12 protein-coding genes are annotated in these 15,494 nt (G+C 67.9%); 4 read left to right on the top strand and 8 right to left on the bottom strand.

Annotation, left to right across the window (positions count from 1 at the left end; all coding sequences use genetic code 11):
- Positions 1-34: 34 nt before the first annotated feature.
- Entirely contained in the window at positions 35-223 is a 189-nt protein-coding gene (locus tag AB5J53_RS19045; RefSeq protein ID WP_369246860.1) for a hypothetical protein, read from the bottom strand.
- Positions 224-772: 549 nt separating this feature from the next.
- Here AB5J53_RS19045 and AB5J53_RS19040 point away from each other — a divergent pair.
- From AB5J53_RS19040 to AB5J53_RS19030, 3 genes are read left to right on the top strand one after another with little or no spacing between them, the layout of a single operon-like run.
- Positions 773-2,923 (top strand): helix-turn-helix transcriptional regulator, encoded by a 2,151-nt coding sequence (locus AB5J53_RS19040; protein ID WP_369246859.1) that lies wholly within the window; start codon positions 773-775, stop codon positions 2,921-2,923.
- A gap of 3 nt (positions 2,924-2,926) precedes the next feature.
- The gene (locus AB5J53_RS19035) at positions 2,927-3,922 is read left to right on the top strand and encodes a hypothetical protein (RefSeq protein WP_369246858.1); all 996 of its coding nucleotides are present in this window, start codon (positions 2,927-2,929) and stop codon (positions 3,920-3,922) included.
- Entirely contained in the window at positions 3,919-4,797 is an 879-nt protein-coding gene (locus AB5J53_RS19030; RefSeq protein WP_369246857.1) for a DUF6339 family protein, read from the top strand. Before AB5J53_RS19035 ends, AB5J53_RS19030 begins: the two co-directional genes overlap by 4 nt.
- Positions 4,798-4,815: 18 nt before the next feature.
- Here AB5J53_RS19030 and AB5J53_RS19025 read toward each other — a convergent pair whose 3' ends face one another.
- The 6 genes from AB5J53_RS19025 to AB5J53_RS19000 all read right to left on the bottom strand — a co-directional run bounded on the left by AB5J53_RS19025 (position 4,816) and on the right by AB5J53_RS19000 (position 13,454).
- Positions 4,816-6,162: a DNA cytosine methyltransferase gene (locus AB5J53_RS19025; RefSeq protein ID WP_369246856.1), complete on the bottom strand. Its 1,347-nt coding sequence runs from the start codon at positions 6,160-6,162 to the stop codon at positions 4,816-4,818.
- Positions 6,163-6,173: 11 nt separating this feature from the next.
- Complete coding sequence (locus AB5J53_RS19020; RefSeq protein ID WP_369246855.1) at positions 6,174-7,169, bottom strand: DNA cytosine methyltransferase; 996 nt, start codon at positions 7,167-7,169, stop codon at positions 6,174-6,176.
- Positions 7,157-7,567 carry a very short patch repair endonuclease gene (locus AB5J53_RS19015; RefSeq protein ID WP_369252328.1) on the bottom strand — a complete coding sequence of 137 codons (411 nt, stop codon included), beginning with the start codon at positions 7,565-7,567 and terminating at the stop codon, positions 7,157-7,159. The genes AB5J53_RS19020 and AB5J53_RS19015 overlap by 13 nt, the downstream gene beginning before the upstream one ends.
- 54 nt (positions 7,568-7,621) lie before the next feature.
- Entirely contained in the window at positions 7,622-10,510 is a 2,889-nt protein-coding gene (locus AB5J53_RS19010) for a Z1 domain-containing protein (protein ID WP_369252326.1), read from the bottom strand.
- A 119-nt stretch (positions 10,511-10,629) separates the two neighbouring features.
- Positions 10,630-12,210 carry an ATP-binding protein gene (locus AB5J53_RS19005; RefSeq protein WP_369246854.1) on the bottom strand — a complete coding sequence of 527 codons (1,581 nt, stop codon included), beginning with the start codon at positions 12,208-12,210 and terminating at the stop codon, positions 10,630-10,632.
- Between the two features lie 215 nt (positions 12,211-12,425).
- On the bottom strand, positions 12,426-13,454 hold the full coding sequence (locus tag AB5J53_RS19000) for an SEC-C domain-containing protein (RefSeq protein WP_369246853.1): 1,029 nt from the start codon (positions 13,452-13,454) through the stop codon (positions 12,426-12,428).
- Positions 13,455-13,793: 339 nt separating this feature from the next.
- On the opposite strand from AB5J53_RS19000, the gene AB5J53_RS18995 reads away from it, so the two are divergent.
- A complete protein-coding gene (locus AB5J53_RS18995) occupies positions 13,794-14,390 on the top strand; it encodes a tetratricopeptide repeat protein (RefSeq protein ID WP_369246852.1) in 597 nt (198 codons plus the stop codon).
- Positions 14,391-14,477: 87 nt separating this feature from the next.
- On the opposite strand, the gene AB5J53_RS18990 is transcribed toward AB5J53_RS18995, so the two are convergent.
- Positions 14,478-15,281, bottom strand: coding sequence for a class E sortase (locus AB5J53_RS18990; RefSeq protein ID WP_369246851.1), 804 nt, complete (start codon positions 15,279-15,281; stop codon positions 14,478-14,480).
- Between the last annotated feature and the right edge of the window lie 213 nt (positions 15,282-15,494).

Below are 15,494 nucleotides of genomic sequence, written 5' to 3'. Positions count from 1 at the left end.
TGGGGCTGTGACCTGCTCCTTTGTGCTACCTCGCTCAGATTGTGGGGAACTCGTCCGGCGGCAGACCGGGAATCCTGCCGTCGGGAAAGTCCTTCTCGGTCAGGTCGTAGTCCTGGAGAATCTTCATCACCTCGGCCTCGGTCTTGGCCGCGTTGATTGCCAGTTCGAACGAACTCATTTCCCGAGACGAAAACAAGAAGTCGTTGTATCCCTGCTCAATCATGAATGGCGCACCCCTATTCAGGTTGCACAGGGGTGAATTGGGCACACGTCCCCCCGCGAAAAAAATGGATGAAATCGATAGCGAATCCTCCATGGGGATTCTTGTTGGCCGAGAACACTAGTGGGTGTTGGCCCAGTGTCGCCAGCCCTTTCGTCGAAATGCTTCTGCGGTGGTGGAGTGGCGACTTGGTGTGTGCCTCGGTCTCCTGTTGTGGGGCTGAATTTGGATGCACTTCTCCCCGGGTCGCCCAGCCTTCCCGATTTCGGGTTTCGTGAGCGAGATGGGATCCCCATCGTCAACAACCGTATCGAGAGTCACCCGAAGGTGCAACCCCAACTCCCATTCATCCGGGGGGAGTTGGGCGCTCCATTCATGGAAGTGGCGCATAAGGGGCGAGACTTGGTCATTCGAGGCAACTTGGACGCCGAGTTAAAGGGGTCCGAGCGATGGGGTCGATCAACTGTTGGTTGACGCTTCCGTGCGTGTCAAATTAACCTCGTGGTCCACAGCACACGATCTGCATGGACTCCGAGGAAGAGCAGGTGACGCGTGGAGACAGGTGAGGAGTTCGGGCCTTGGCTGGCCCGACAGCTCAAGCTCGCGGGGAAGACACAGGCAGAACTGGCCGACGAGCTCCAGCTGACTCGGGCCGCCGTGTCCGCGTGGATCACTGGCAGGTCAACTCCTCGCCCGACCGTCATGACGGACATCGCCAAGGCACTCGGCACGGACGTGGGTACGGTGCACACCCGCACCACCGACACCCAGGCCGGCCTCCCGGTCACCTGGTACCACCGTCCCGGCTACTCCGACGGTGGTCGTGACCTGGGCAATGCCGCTGCCTTCGCCTTCGACGCCGACGTGCAGGTCCTCGCCCGCGAGACCTGCCAGAACAGCCTGGACGAGCGCCTTACGGAGAACGGTCGTCCGGTCCGGGTCCGTTACACCCTGCACGAGCTCACCGGTGAGGCCCTGGACTCCTTCCGCGAGGCGATCCTCTGGAACGATCTGTTCCCGCACTACTCCGCAGTCTCGGAGGCCGCCGGTAACCAGAAGGTCGGTCGGGTCGTGGACGCCGGTGTACGCGACATGTACGAGAAGGGCCGCTTGGTCCTGCTGCGTGTCGACGACTACAACGCTTCCGGGCTCATCGGTGACGACTACGCGGACGGCAAGTTCGCCGCTGTGGTCAGGCGTCAGCTGGAGAGCCTCAAGTCCGGCCCCGGCGCGGGTGGTTCGTACGGCCTGGGCAAGGCGACCCTGTGGGCCACCAGCGCCCTCGGACTCGTGCTCATCAACTCCACTCTGTCCGTGCCTCACGAGGGACGTACCGAGCGCCGGGTCATCGGCCGTCTCGAACTGCCGTGGCGGGAAGTGGACGGCGAGCCGTACGCGGGCCCGGCCTGGTTCGGGCGCCCCGATCCCGAATCGCCCGGTGCGATGGTCGCCCGTTCCTGGTGGGCGGACGAGGAGACCGTGGCACGCCTGTATCTGACCAGGGAGAGCGACGAACCCGGTACCTCCTTCCTCATCGTGGGCGCGCACGACGTCGCCAGTCTTGAGGGCAAGTCCGACGCCGACGACGAGTCCAGCGGCGACGAGGAGGGCGACGAGGACACGCGTGACATCCGCAAGATGCATGGCCGTCTGGTAGAGGCACTGGGACGTGACTTCTGGGCTGCGATGACCGGCGGCGGCAGCAGGCTCCCCCTTCTGGAGGTCTCTGTCCGTGCTTTGCAGAACGGCAAGGAGGTCGTGCCGGAGAAACAGGTGGACCCGTCTGTCGAGCAGCCCGCCCGGACTCGTGCCCTCAGGGCGCACTACGAGGGCACCACGGTGGATCGTCTCACCGAGGCCGGGCAGGTTGCGGCGCGGAGCGTCCCGCTGAAGTTGCCGCTCTCCGGCGGCGTCCATGGGACGTTCGGTACGCACCAGGCGGTCCTGTTGGTCACCCAGGCTGAGGGGGACAGAGACGGCGACGGGGGGAAGAACCAGGTGCACTCGTTGCGCGGCAACCGCATGACCGTCAAGAGGGCGGGGGTTCAGAGGCTGCCGCTCGGGACCAACCCCTTCCAGGGTGTTCTGTTGGTGGGCGAGGCAGCCGGAGAAACAGCCCCCTTCGCGAAGGAGGCCGAGGAATTCCTGCGTGCGGCGGAACCGCCTGAGCATGACCGCTGGGGACAGACGGAGGAGCTGACTCTGCGCTGGTCGCCGTCCGCATACCGGCGGATCAACGCGATGACCGCCGAGGTCAACAGTGCGGTCAGGGAACTTGTCGCACGGCCGAAGCGCAGCAACCGCGAAGGCGGTGAGGCTGTACGCAAGGCGTTGACTGTGAGAACGAGGCCCAAGGCCAAGGCGCCCGCCGGGCCGGTGGTTCCGGTGCTGGACAAGCTCGACGCGACAGTCGGCGACGACGGGGAATGGCGGATCACCGCAGAGGTAAGCATCCCGCGTGGCGACGAGATCGTCCCCATGGTGCCGGTCGCGCAGTTGGATGTGCGTTCCGGAGGCCGTCCGAAGTTGGAGTGGGCGGAACTCGTGGCCGTCGAGGGCTGCGAGGTGGAGGGTGGGACCCTGCGCTTCCCGCCCGGTACGCGTCGCGCGAAGTTCCGAGGATCCACCGACGTCACCAGCCACCCGGTCAGGACCACGCTCACCCGCCTCGTCCTCGAACTCCGCGCCGGCAAGGGGGAGTGACGCGTGAAGATCTACCCGTACAAGCGGCTCAACCGGCCGGTCGCTCTCAGAGTGACCTCGGTCTCCCTCAAACTCTCGGACGGCACCCGCGACCAGCTGGAGACCACCGCGTACTCGACCCAGCAGCAGTCCGTCGCGCTTGGCATCGCCGGCCACACCGACTGGGTGAGCGCCACGATCGGCCTGTCGGCGACGTTGCCACCCGGGGCGAACGCGCCGGACGCGGCCTGGTCCGATCTGCGTGTCCTCGCCGTGCTGACCGACGGCGAGACCAATGTCCGCACCTCTGCGGATCTCACGCTCGACGCGGAGGGCGGGCGGGACTGGTCGGGGTCGCTGGAGGTGCTCCGTGACGACCACTTGGGTCGGGCTTCCCTCTCCGTGTACGCCGTCGGGACGGTGGACGGAGTGCGTGGACGGTCGATCGCCGAGACCGACCGGAGCTGGATCGTCGACACGGTCTCCGACGAGCCCGTCCGTGGGCTCCAACTGGACGTTCAGACGGCATCGTTCAAGAGGAGCTCCCGGGAGTGGCTCCAGGCCTACGCTGACGCGCCCTGGATCGTGGACGCCTCGGCCAGAGTCCCCACCGTGTTCGTGAACACCGACGTTGAGGGTGCCATAGGCCTGTTGGACAGCAACGGCTCGGGAATGGACAGCAAGGTACGTGACCTTTTGGTCGCTCAGATGGCCACCGACGTCTGGACCGCGGTGTTCCACGGTGCCATCGGGGATCTGGAGGTGGAACCCGGCGGCGGCCCGGTCTTCCCGACCGACTGGCAGGGCGAGGTGCTGCGGGAGATGCTCCCGGACGTCGTTCCCGGCGTCCACGTCGAGGAGGCCCTACGACAGGTCCACCGCCGGCGTACCGGTGAATCGGGTTGGGTCGAGCTACAGACCCGTATCCACTACGCGGCGGTCCGCCGTGCCGACGCCACCAAGGCGCTCGCCTATGTGATCCGCAGTCTGGAACAGATGAACCGCGAGAGTGAGACGTGATCACCCAACCGAACCATGTACCGGAGCGGCTGGCGCTGCTCGCCACCTCGGCCGTCGACCCGTTCCTCACCGAAGAGCTGCTCAGAGGCGAACAGGTACACGGCGGCATCGATCTGGCCAAGGTCGTCGAGCCGCTTCCCGAGGACGACGCCAGATGGTGGGTCGAGCCGATCCGAAGTCTGGTGGAGGACGCCATGTTCGAGTTCCGGGAGGACCGTACCCGAGCCGACGCATGGCTCGCGCCACGGCTTCATGCCACGCTGCGCCTGACACGGCGAGAAGCGGCGGACAAGCGGCTGTGGAATCACCTCGCACTGGCGGTGGCTCCCGACTACGTGGTCTGGCGTCACCTTTCGGAACCGACGGTGAAGAGGCCGGAAAGGCGTGTCGCCGCGGAGCGCTTCCGGGGACCTGCCGACCGGCAGTGTTTCTCACGCCTGTGGTGGGCAGCGGAGCTGTTCAGGAACGGGGCGGACTACGAGCCGGTCGAGGCAGCCTGCGGAAACCAGGACCTCATCCACAGCGTTCTGAAGAAGGAGATGATCGACCACCGTCCCACTGCTCAGGCCATGGTCCGCCTGCTGAAGAGCGGACTGGTCACCACGGGGCGAGAGGTCGATGGCCTCAGCGTCGCGATCAACGCGGCCGGCGCGACCCTGATCTACGACATCCTCGGGCAGGACCGGCCCCGTGACCCCGTCCACCTGCGCGACTGGATCGCGGAAGCGGAATCGGCACCACCGGTCGAGCGGTACGAACTTCCGAAGGGGCCCGACGAGGACCCTGTCCCGGAGGAGTCCGTGGCCGCGCTCACCAGCTACTTTGCAGAACTGTTCGAGACTGCGCCGGTCAGGGGCAGGAAGCCCGGGGATTGACCTGGCGCCGGATTCGGACTACTTGGCCGACGCATTCTTTCCCTTGCGCGGGCGCATGGATGAGGGCGGCGGCACCTGGTCCTTGGCCTGCGGGCACCTGCTGGTGCAGTTGTCGGCGGCCCCGCAGCCATTGCTTCGCAGCTTGGCCCGCTGCTCCTCCGTGGCCGGCTGCCACGGCTTCCTCAGTGCCTCTGGGGCTGGCTCGGGGAGTCCGAGAGCGGCGCTCAGCAGGTGCGCACCGAACAAGGGAGGTACGGCGTTCCCCACCTGCTGGGCCTGCGCCATACCGGACCACGGATAGTCCGGCGGGAAGCTCTGCAGCATCCCCGCCTCGTTCATGCTGAACCGCGGGCCCTCGTAGACGATGTTCTCGTCCAGGTGCTCGAAGACCACGAAGCGGGAGATGCGACCGGTGACGGTGGTGGCGGGCTGCTGGTCGGTCCGCACTCCACGCCTCCCAGGGTTCCCCGAACTGCCGTAGTTCGAGCGGACCAAGAAGGGAGTGACACGCCCGGGATGTGAGCCCACCGGGTCCGAGAGGGCATCACGCATCGACCTCCAGGAGAGCCTGTCCTCGTCGCTCCCCGACGTGCCACTCTCGTCAAGGGTCGGCTGACGGACCTGGTCAGGTGCGCTCGTCCCGTTGTTCCGGTTCCATTCCTTCGCATCATAGGAACGGTGTGTAGGGGTGGGGAGCGAGGGCTCACCGAGCCCTTCGCGCCGAGCGATCAACACCGCGCGAGATCGCGTCTGCGGTACCCCGTAGGTCTCGGTGTCCAGAACGCCGACGACAACCTTGTATCTGGTCCCGTCGGGGAGCCCTGTCTCGGCCAGCACCTTGGCGTAGTGCTCCCAGAGCGGAGCCACTGCGGGTACCTGCTCCAGGACGATCACATCGTACGGTCGGTTCTCACGGTTGGGGCTCCGCGTTGCCTGAATCGCGTACCGGAGAGGTTCGAGGACCAGCGCGGTGCGTGGATCGGGGAGATCCTTGAGTTCTTCGTCGATCTTCTTGTCGGAGTCACCTGGCATCAGCCTGTCGATGTACTCCTTGACCCTGTCCAAGGCCTGGCGCCCGGCGCCGTGCCCGGCCACTGAGTACGTCTGGCACGGAGGGCCACCGGCGAGCACGTTGATCTCCGGCGGCAACGACTCGAAGGCGTCCTTGCGTACCGCGCTCACATCGGCGTGAAGGGTGTCCAGCCCGGCGGCGTACCGGGTCAGGCACGCGCTCCTGTCCCACTCGATACCGAGACTCGGGATGTCGAGCGAGTGACCGGCGACGTCCAGCCCTCCAGGACCTGCGAAGAGGTCAAGGATACGAGGCTGGTCGAGGATGGGCTTGTGGGACGCCGTGCTGGTCATGTGGCGGAAGTCTAGCCGGCCGAGGGGACTGGTGGATCCGGAATGAGCGCTGCGGCGACAGCCCGCCCCAGCGCCTTCCCCACGGGCGGTGGTGTCGCGTGGCCGATCTGGCGGTACCGGGCAGTCTTGCGCCCGGTGATCTCCCACGTCTCGGGAAAGCCCTGCAGCAGTGCCGCCTGCCTGGGCGTGATCTTCACCATGTGGTCCCTGCCGAGTTCGGGATCCCATACGAAGCCCGCGTCGGGAACCTCATCGCCCACGGTGTGACCGTTGACACCCATGGTCGCCCACTTCTGTTTGGCTCCCGTCGGTCCCAGATCTGCGCCGCCTCGGTTCTTCGAGCCGCCTACCAGGGTCGGAGCCGGTCGATGGGCCTGGGCGGCCCAACGGGCCGCGTCCTGCCAACCGCGCGCGGCCATGGACGGTTCCAAAACGGCACCGACCGTCGTCGGCTGCTGCACCGTCGGTGTCGGTGGCCGGAACGCCTCGGCCCACTGGCGCCCGATGGCGACCAGGACGCCCTGCTTGCGGTTCTGGGGCACGCCGAAGTCGACGGCGTTCACGACGAACCAACTGAACTCGTACCCGAGGTGGGCCAGTTCGGCTCGCGCGAAATCACGAAACTGCTGGTAAGCGTCCGAGTGCGCGAGCCCGGGAACGTTCTCGATGAGTACCGCACGAGGCCTGATCGCATGGACGAGATAGATCGTGGCCTTCAGCAGCTGCTCCTCCGCACGCGAATCCGCGCGTCCGACAGTTGCACTCGACTTCACTCGTGGCAGGCCGGCCGAGAGGAGATCCACGTCGTGGCTCACGGGGTGCTCGGCCGGGTCGAAGTCCAGCAGGTCAGTTTGAAGCACTTTCCAGTGCGGTCGGTTCGCCCGCAGAGTGCTGACGGCGAGCTCGTCGTCGTCCAGCAGCAGGCGCGGCTCGAACCCCGCCTGCTCCAGTCCGAGGGCGAGGCCGCCCGCTCCCGAGCACACATCGACGAAGGTCAGATCCCCCACTTTTTCCCCCTTCTTGTGCGTTCTGTCAGACGCCACTCCACAGCCGCTCTCACCCGCACGGCTACTTCCTCGGGAGTCTCATGCTCCCAGAACCGCAACACCATCCACCCCTGCGCGGTCAGGTGCTCCGTCGTCTCCCGGTCGCGGGCCATGTTCCGGTCGAGCTTCCTACGCCACCACTCGGCGTTGGCCTTCGGTTGCGTGGCGTGATCCGGGCACCCGTGCCAGAAGCACCCGTCGATCAGGACGGCCACCTTGGCACGGGTGAACGCCACGTCGATACGCCGCCGCGCCATGCCCGGTACCGGGTACTCCACGCGGTAGCGCAGGCCCGCGGCGTGCAGCAGACGTCGCACTGCCAGCTCGGCGTTCGTATCCTTGCTGGCCTGACGGGACATGCGCGCCGAGACGCCGGGGGAAGAGGGCCTCACGTTGTCCAATGGTGTCGCGCCTCAGGAGTGTGCGTCTTCTCGGTCGATGACGATCGCATCCTGCCGGCCCGAGTCGATCGCACGGAACCGAACCAGCGGGCGACCGGTGCCCACCGACGACTTCGGCGCGACGAAGGAGAAGGCCATGACGACGTCACCGGGTTCCACCGTCCCGTCGGAGGCGAGGCGGGGCTCGGACTCGACCACCGGGTAGAGCAGCAGTGCTCCTCGACGCGGGCGGACGAGCTGCTCGACCGGCGCGTTCCCGGCCGTCTCGACGGCACCCGCGATGCGCAGGGCGGCCGCGCGGTGCTTGGGCTCACTGAGCGCGCCGAAGAGCGAGCCGCGCCGGCGGGTACGACGGGCCAGGGTGAACGGGCCGTGCCCCATGAGGCGGGCCTCCGTGCGTCTGGCCGAGGTCTGCAACGGCGTGATCACAAGCCAGTCGTCGATCGTCGCCGACTGGCGCCCCGCTTCGAGCAGGAACTCCAGGTGCGGCGAGAACTGGCTCGGGATGGACCACCGCAGGTCGCACAGCACCCTGGTCAGCGTCTCGTGCGTGACCGTCCCCACCCGCGCCTCGTACGTGGGGTCGTCCCCGACCGACAGGCGCACCGGGTCCTGGCCCAGTGCGGCGAGTACGGGCTCCCAGCACTCGGTGTTGTCGGCCAGCTCGTCCGGGGTCTCCGGATAGGCGGTCGGCTCCACCCAGGTCCCCGGCGACCGCACCTCCACCAGCTCCGCATTGAACATCTTGTTCCGAGCCGACGGCTTCACCCACGGCAGATGCTGGGTCACCAGCGGCGGGATCTGGGCGGGGGTGACCTGGGGGCGGCCGTCCACCAAAGGTGCGTAGCGGGCCAGTTCGGCGCGGAAGAGTTCCTCGTCGCGGCAGATCGCCTCGAAGGCCTCGTACAGGTCGACCGTCTTGGCGTTGCGGCCGCGGCCGAGGGCCTCCTCGCGGCCGATGTAGAGGCGCACGAGGTCGCGGTAGCCGGGCCGGAAGCCGAACCAGCGGCCCATCTGCATCAGGGTGTCGGCCTGCTGCGTCGTGCGGCGGTAGTATGTGATCGTCAGTCCCTCGACCGTGAAGCCTCGGGACAGCTTGGTGCCGCCGACGAGGATCTTCCAGACTCTCGGGGTGCGGTCGAAGTCCAGGTCGGGCTGGGCGTAGTCGCGCTCGCTCTCGCCATTGACGACTATGACGGGGGTGCCACCCCTGTTGATGAGCTGGCGGGCCTCGGAGACGTACGGCTTGAGCTCCGCGTACGTCGTGGGAGTGGGCAGGGAGCCGTCCGCGTAGGCGTGGAAGTCCTTGTCGAAAAGGGACGCCAGACGTGTGTGACCCTCCGGGCCCGTGTGCGCGGCGTTGTGCCACATGGTGTTGATGCGCAGGGCGAGCGCGGCGTGTTCGGCCATGCGGACCGATTCGTGCACGAGCATCGTGTGGTGCCGGAACGGGTCGGAGGGAACACCGTGCTTTTCGCGGTAGAGCTTCAGAGCGCCCGTCAGCATGAAGGCGTCCAGGGCTTCCTGGAGTCGGTCGCCCGTGGAGTCGTAGATTCCCCGGACATGCTTCTTCTCGGCCTCGCCTTCGCCGTCGCCGAAGGCGTCAAGGTCATGGAAGTCCTGAACGCCCATGTAATCGGTGGGGCGGGGGAGGGATATCAGGAAGTCCCGCGGGAAGAGGTCCTCCTCATCACCCGGGTCGATGAACACGTTGGCGAAGGGAGTCGCGGTGTAGCCGACGTACTGGGCGCGAGGCAGGAGCTTGAGGAGCTTGCTGATCTGGCCGTTGATCGCCGTGCGAGTGACCTTTCCGTCCTCCCACTTCTTCGGGTCCGTCGTGTTCACCGAAGCCTGGTCCGACTCGTCGTCGATGATCAGGGCCGGTATCTCGCCGAGGATCGGGCCCATCTTCTTGAGGTCCTTGACCAGCTTCTCCAGCACCGACTTGTTCTTCTTCACGACCATGACGCGTGCGCGGGCCGCATGCAGGTTCGCCGGGTCATGCAGGGGGCGGGTGCGGTCCGGCTTCTCGAACTCCAGGGCGCTGATGCCGCGTTCCAGTGCCATGTAGTCACGGTCGCGAGAGGTCAGACGCTCGATGTCGAAGGCGCCGAGCACGGAGGGGCGGGCACCGAACGAGACGAACTTCGCGGGCCAGTCCTCGTCGTCCTGGTAGTCGATGCCGACCAAGGCGTCCGGGTCGTTCGGGTCGGCGGCGCCCAGGATGTTCTCCTGGCCGATCAGTTCCATGTCGAGGCGGCGCTGGGTCTGGCCGCGCAGCAGATTCAAGGTGCCGCCGAGGACGATCACCAGGCGGTAGCCCGCGTCGATCGCCTTGGCCGTGACACCGGTGAAGTTGGCGGTCTTGCCGGACTGTACGTAGCCGACGACCAGTCCACGCGCGCCGTAGGGGGCGTCACGGGTGGGGTCGGCAAGTCGCTCCACGACCGCATGAGCGGCCTCGTCCAGACCGGAGACCGCTGCGTCGTTCCAGCCCTTGCGGCGCAACAGACGCTCGTACGACGCCCAGTAGAAGGAGCGGTTCGCCGCCTGCTCCCGGGTGTACCAGGGCTGGAACTCGCGGCTGATGGTGACAGGGCCCGGTTCTCTGTGGACGGGGACGGCCGCGTCGAGTGCCTTGCGCAGGTCCGCGCCGAGCGCGAGCTTGTCGTAGACCTCGGCGCGGCGTTCCGGCATGCGTGGCGCGGTGGCCGACCACGCGGGGGACTGCTCGAAGTCCCATGCGGTGAGCTTGCGGCGCCAGAGGGCGAGCAACTCGTCGCCGGGCCCCGCGGCCAGGATGCGGTCGCGGAAGTGGGACATGTCCGTATCCGCTGGCTCGTCGGTGTCGGCGAGGACGAAGGCCAGTTTGGCGAAGTGCTTGGGGCCACGTCGGCTCATCGCGTCGAGGACCTCGCCGTGGAGATCGATGAGGTGGTCGGGAGCGGGCGTGTTCTCTGCGGTCACGGCGGCTGTGTGGCCTCTCTGGTGTACGGAAAGATGCGGGGGAGAGGGGTGGACTAACCTTCGGCGCGGGCGAGTTCGGCCCGTACCGCAGTGACGAGCACGCTGTTCCACAGGGCGACCTTGTCGGTCTGGTTGGCCCAGACCCGCTCCTTCTGGAAGATCTCGTTGAGCATCAGATAGAGGAGGCTCTTGAGGACCGGGGCGTCGTTGGAGCCCCCGCGCCGGCCGCCGTTGAAGGCGTGCCGGTAGTCCTTGTTGAGGACGACCAGGCGCTCCTTGTGGTCGATCGTGAAGAGCAGTTCAGCGGAGTCGACGCCGGGCGGCACATCGAGCCTGGCCCAGGTGAAGGTGATGGGGTCATCGCCCTCCAGCTGCGGCAGTTCGTCCCGCAGCGTCCGCTTCAGCTTCGGGTCGATGCCCTTGCCGGGCGGGATGACGGCCACGCGCTTGACCTCGGTACGCCGCCTGGCGGCTTCGCGGTAGGTCGCCTCGGCCTCGCGGACGTATTCGGTGAAGGTGTGGTCAGTGGTGGGGGATGCCGCCTTCTCCAGCCCTCGGGCGAACGCCGGGGTGACCTGGACGCCGTCCTTCTTGACGGTCAGGGCGAACACGTCGTTGGGCTCGGGCGGTAGATCCACTGCGATCCTGGCGAGGGCGAGGTGGCCCTCAGGGCTGCGGGTGTCGTTCCAGCCGCCGGCCTGGACGAGCCGGTCGTTGCGGTAGAGGTAGAAGCCTTGGCGCTCGGCGAGCGGGCCGATGCCTCGGTAGGCGACCAGCGGAGACTTGGGCGGCCATATGTGCGCGGTGAGCGCGACGTCGCCGACACCCTCGACAGGCGCGACGTACGTACGGGGATAACCGGGGCGGCCAGGGACCCGGTAGCCGAACGGGTCGATGGGCTCCACGCCCCGGTGGTCCAGTTCCTCCCGGGTGTGGACGTCCTCGACGACGATGTCCACGTCGAAGCCATCGCGGGCGAGGAAGCGGTGGAGGTGGAGACCGAGGTGGGTCTCGAGCCGTTCGATCGCGTCATTGAGGTAGCGGTCGGTCTGACCGGCGGTGATGGTCTCGAACGCGCGGACCTGGTCCCAGCGCACGATCGTGCCGTGCCAGCCGATGATCCCGTCGTAGCGATCGACCAAGCTCTGGCAGTACGTCGCATCGACGATGTCGCAGGTGAAGTCGGCCTGCGCGCGGGCGGTGAGCCAGCGGCGGCCGGTCGACGGGCTGCGCTTGGTCCGGCTGATCACGGTCAGCGCATCGGCGTGCGAGAGGGAGGCGGCCTTCAGCCCGGCACCGAAGTGCCCGAGGGCTCGGGCGGCGTACTTCTCGCGCCCGCCGACGGTCATCGCCGTGTCCAGGCTCGCCTCGTCCATGCCATGGCCGTCGTCGATGACGAGCAGTCCGACGAGGCGGTCTCGTCCGCCGCGTTCACCCGTGTCCCGCAGGAAGCTCACGACGACGTTGTGGGCTCCTGCGTCGATCGAGTTGTCGATCAGGTCGGCGATGGCCGCCTCGAAACCGTAGCCCTGGTGCGCGAGCGACTCGAACGACCTGGCCGCCGGGGGGAGCCGCTTGCTTCCGCTGGTGGGTACGTCGAACTGCCAGTCCGAAGACGGCTGGTAGGGCGGCATACGTGTTCCTCGCGGGCCGGGACATGCCCGGGATGCGTGCGGGCCTGCCAGTTCAGCTGGTCACATGTGACGTTAGCGTGAGCGAGTTGTGAAGGAGTAACGGGATCGGAACAGATGGGGTCGACGTTCCGGGGGCGTTTCCCGGAACAACCCCGAGAGCGAGTCCTGGGAGGCGTTCCAGGGAGCCAACCTCCGGAGGCGGGACGACGTCTGCGTCAGGTTTGCGTGGCCCCGTGGCACGTCGCGTACGCGTTGCCCGAGCCACACCAACATCCCGCCCCCCTCTGCGGCGGCCAAGCCACAGCCCGCCCCCGGGCCGCCAGCGTCGTCGCGTACTGCGGCAACAACGTCGCGTCGGCCGGTGACGACGCCTCGGACGCCGCGAAGGCTTCGTAGGACGGGACCGTGCCCGTCACGATGCCGAGGTTCGGGGTGCCGGAGGCGGCCAGTTCGCGCAGGGAGGCCTCTATGGTCGCGAGGTGCTCCTCGTGGGAGGAGTACTCCGACGCCAGCGACGGGTATGCGGCCAGCAGCTCGGCCAGTTCGTCCGTCGGCCAGTGCAGGACTGCCACCGGGAATGGGCGGGACAGGGCCTCCCTGTACGTGCCCAGCTCCGCCCGTAGGCGGCTGATCTCCGCCTGGAGTTCTGCCGGGTTGTCCGAGCCGAGGGACCAGACGCGCTTCGGGTCGTGGAGTTCGTCCAGGGAGATCGGGGACGAGTGGAGGGTGTCCGCCAGGGTGTCCCAGTCGTCGTGGGGTGCGCCCAGCATGCGGCGGACGCGGTGGCGGCCGAAGAGGAGGGGGAGGGTGGAGTAGGGGGGCTCCGACACGTCTGTCAGGAGGAGCTGGGCGCCCTGCGTGAAGGTCTCCTGCGCCGCCTCCAGCTCGTCGTGGGACTCCAAGGCCTCCGCGACGATCACCCAGGGGGCCGCGTCGCGGGGGGACGCCGTCCTTACTCCGTCGATGATCGCGCGGGCTTCCGCCTCGTGGCCGTACTCCCAGAGGTTCGATGCCTTGAGGGCTCGTACCAGGTGGGGGTTCTCGAGTGAACCCGGAGAATCCAAGGACGACAGCAGGCGGTCGTAGAGCGCTGTCGCGGCGGGGCGGTCGCCCGCCAGTTCCAGGTGGGCCGCGGCCTGCAGCAGCAGGTTCTCCGCGTCCTCGGGGTACCGGCCGGCAGTCCGCTCCAGGCGGGCTGCTTCCGCGTTGTGGTCGACGTTCTCGGCAGGCGTGTCGGGGCGCATGGGGGACACCGTACTGCCGCCGAACGACAAAGAAGAGAGATCTGCAGGCCAGAGGGTCCGGGGCCGCGGGAATGAGGGAACGAGGGGCGAGGGAGGAGGGAGGAGTGAGGAGGGAACGAGGGTCAGGGGGCGCGCCGCAGCAACATCCGCCTCGACGTCGTCCGCCGCGGCGCCCGCTCGCCTCGGCCACCGGGTGCCGGTTCCGGTTCCGTCCCAGCCATGTGTCACTGGGTGCCCCCGCCATGCGGCCCCGGGGTGCCAGCCCCGGCCACGCGTCACCGGAGGTGCCAGCCCCCGCCACGCGTCACCGCGTGCCACCCCAGCCATAAAGTACCGATCATGGACACCTCAGCCCAGTACCAACTCGGCAGCGACCTCCTCCATCAAGGGCGCCGCGAGGAGGCCAAACAGTGGCTCGTACCGCTGGCTGAAGCCGGTCACCCGGAGGCGGTGCGCCGGCTGGCCTGGAGTGCGAGCGGGCTCGCGTACAAGGACGCCCGCTACGAGGCGGAGGCCGAGTACTGGCTGCGTCGCGAGGCGGAGGTACGGGAGGACCCCGACTGGCTGGTCACGATGGCCCAGGAGATGCGCCGCTGGGCATCGGGACGGGTGGCGGAGGCCGAGGACCTGGTGGCCGGGATGGCGCGGGCGGGCAGCGCACGGGCCGCCGGTCAGCTGGGTTACTGGAAGCGCCGGGACGGCGACCCGGCGGCCGCCGTGGAGTGGTACCGCCTCGCGGTCGAGCTCGGGCACCGCTTCTGCTGGCGGGACCTCGGCTGGTGCCTGAGGACCCTGGGCCGTTACGCCGAGGCGGAGGCGCTGTACCGCCCGCGCGCCGAAGCGGGCGATGTTGTGGCCCTGTACGAGCTCGGGGCGCTGCTGCACGCACAGGGGAAGGGACCGGCGGTGACACCGCCGGGTCCGCCCAGCCTCTAGCCCCGTTGTGCCCCGTGATTGCCCGTGGTTGTCCCTGATTGCCGTTGATTGCCGTGATGCCCCAGCTTCCCGCGCTTCCCCATGGGCCTACCGCGGCCGCATCGACCGCAGCTTCCCCCACACCGCCAGCCGGTACTTGGACGTGTACTCGGGGGTGCAGGTGGTGAGGGTGATGTAGTACCCGGGCTCGCTGTACCCGTACGACGGCCGCACGGTGCTGCGCGGAACGCTGTGGATGACGCCGCTGTCCCGCGCCGAGGTCTGCGGAAGGGTCTTGTCGACGACGTACGTGTAGAGGGCGGTCTTCGTCTCGACCGTGATCGTGTCGCCGCGCCTCAGCCGGTTGATGTACCGGAAGGGTTCGCCGTGGGTGTTCCGGTGCCCGGCGAGCGCGAAGTTCCCCGCCTGGCCCGGCTGTTGGGTGCCCTTGTAGTGGCCGACGTACCCCTTGTTGAGAACGTTCGGCTTGCTGACGCCCTCGGCGACGGGGACGCGGAGGGAGAGGCGGGGGACGGTGAGGATGGCGTAGGCCTGGGACCAACGGGGCCCCGACTGGGCGCTGTTGACGGTGGTCTGCCGTTCGCGCGAGGAGGGGTTCTGCGCACCGCCGGAGTCGTCACCGCCGTCCCCCTCACCCCCGTTCCCGCCCTCGCCCGGGTCCGTACTCGGCGCGTCGGCGGCACCCGGCGCCTTCCACTCCCTCTCCAGCGCCTGCACCTCGCGCGCGGCGTCGTGCCGGGCCTGCCGGTTGGTCCACCACAGCTGGTGCACCACGAGGAGCAGGAGCACCACCCCCGCGGTGACGAGCACCTCTGCACCGCTCCACACCGCACGCCGGTAGGCGGCGCGTCGCCGCCGAGTGCCGTGGTGCACGATCCCGGGAGCCCGCATCCGTACGCCTCCTTCGCCGGGCCCGCACGATAGGTGCTGCCTCCTCAAGTCACCAGCCCCGTACAGTCCGACGCCCCCACCAGGGCTTCATACACTGGTTTTAGAAAGGGGTGAGAAAGGGGTGTCACAACCCTCGACAACCCCACCCGCCACACCCGATGCTTCCTGATGGCATCAGCGGGGCGAGCCAGTGCCGGTGGGACGACCGGCAGT

Source organism: Streptomyces sp. R41, from assembly GCF_041053055.1.
Taxonomy (GTDB): domain Bacteria; phylum Actinomycetota; class Actinomycetes; order Streptomycetales; family Streptomycetaceae; genus Streptomyces.
The sequence above is the reverse complement of the archived record's forward strand: the minus strand, read 5'-3'. Positions and strand labels throughout refer to the sequence as shown.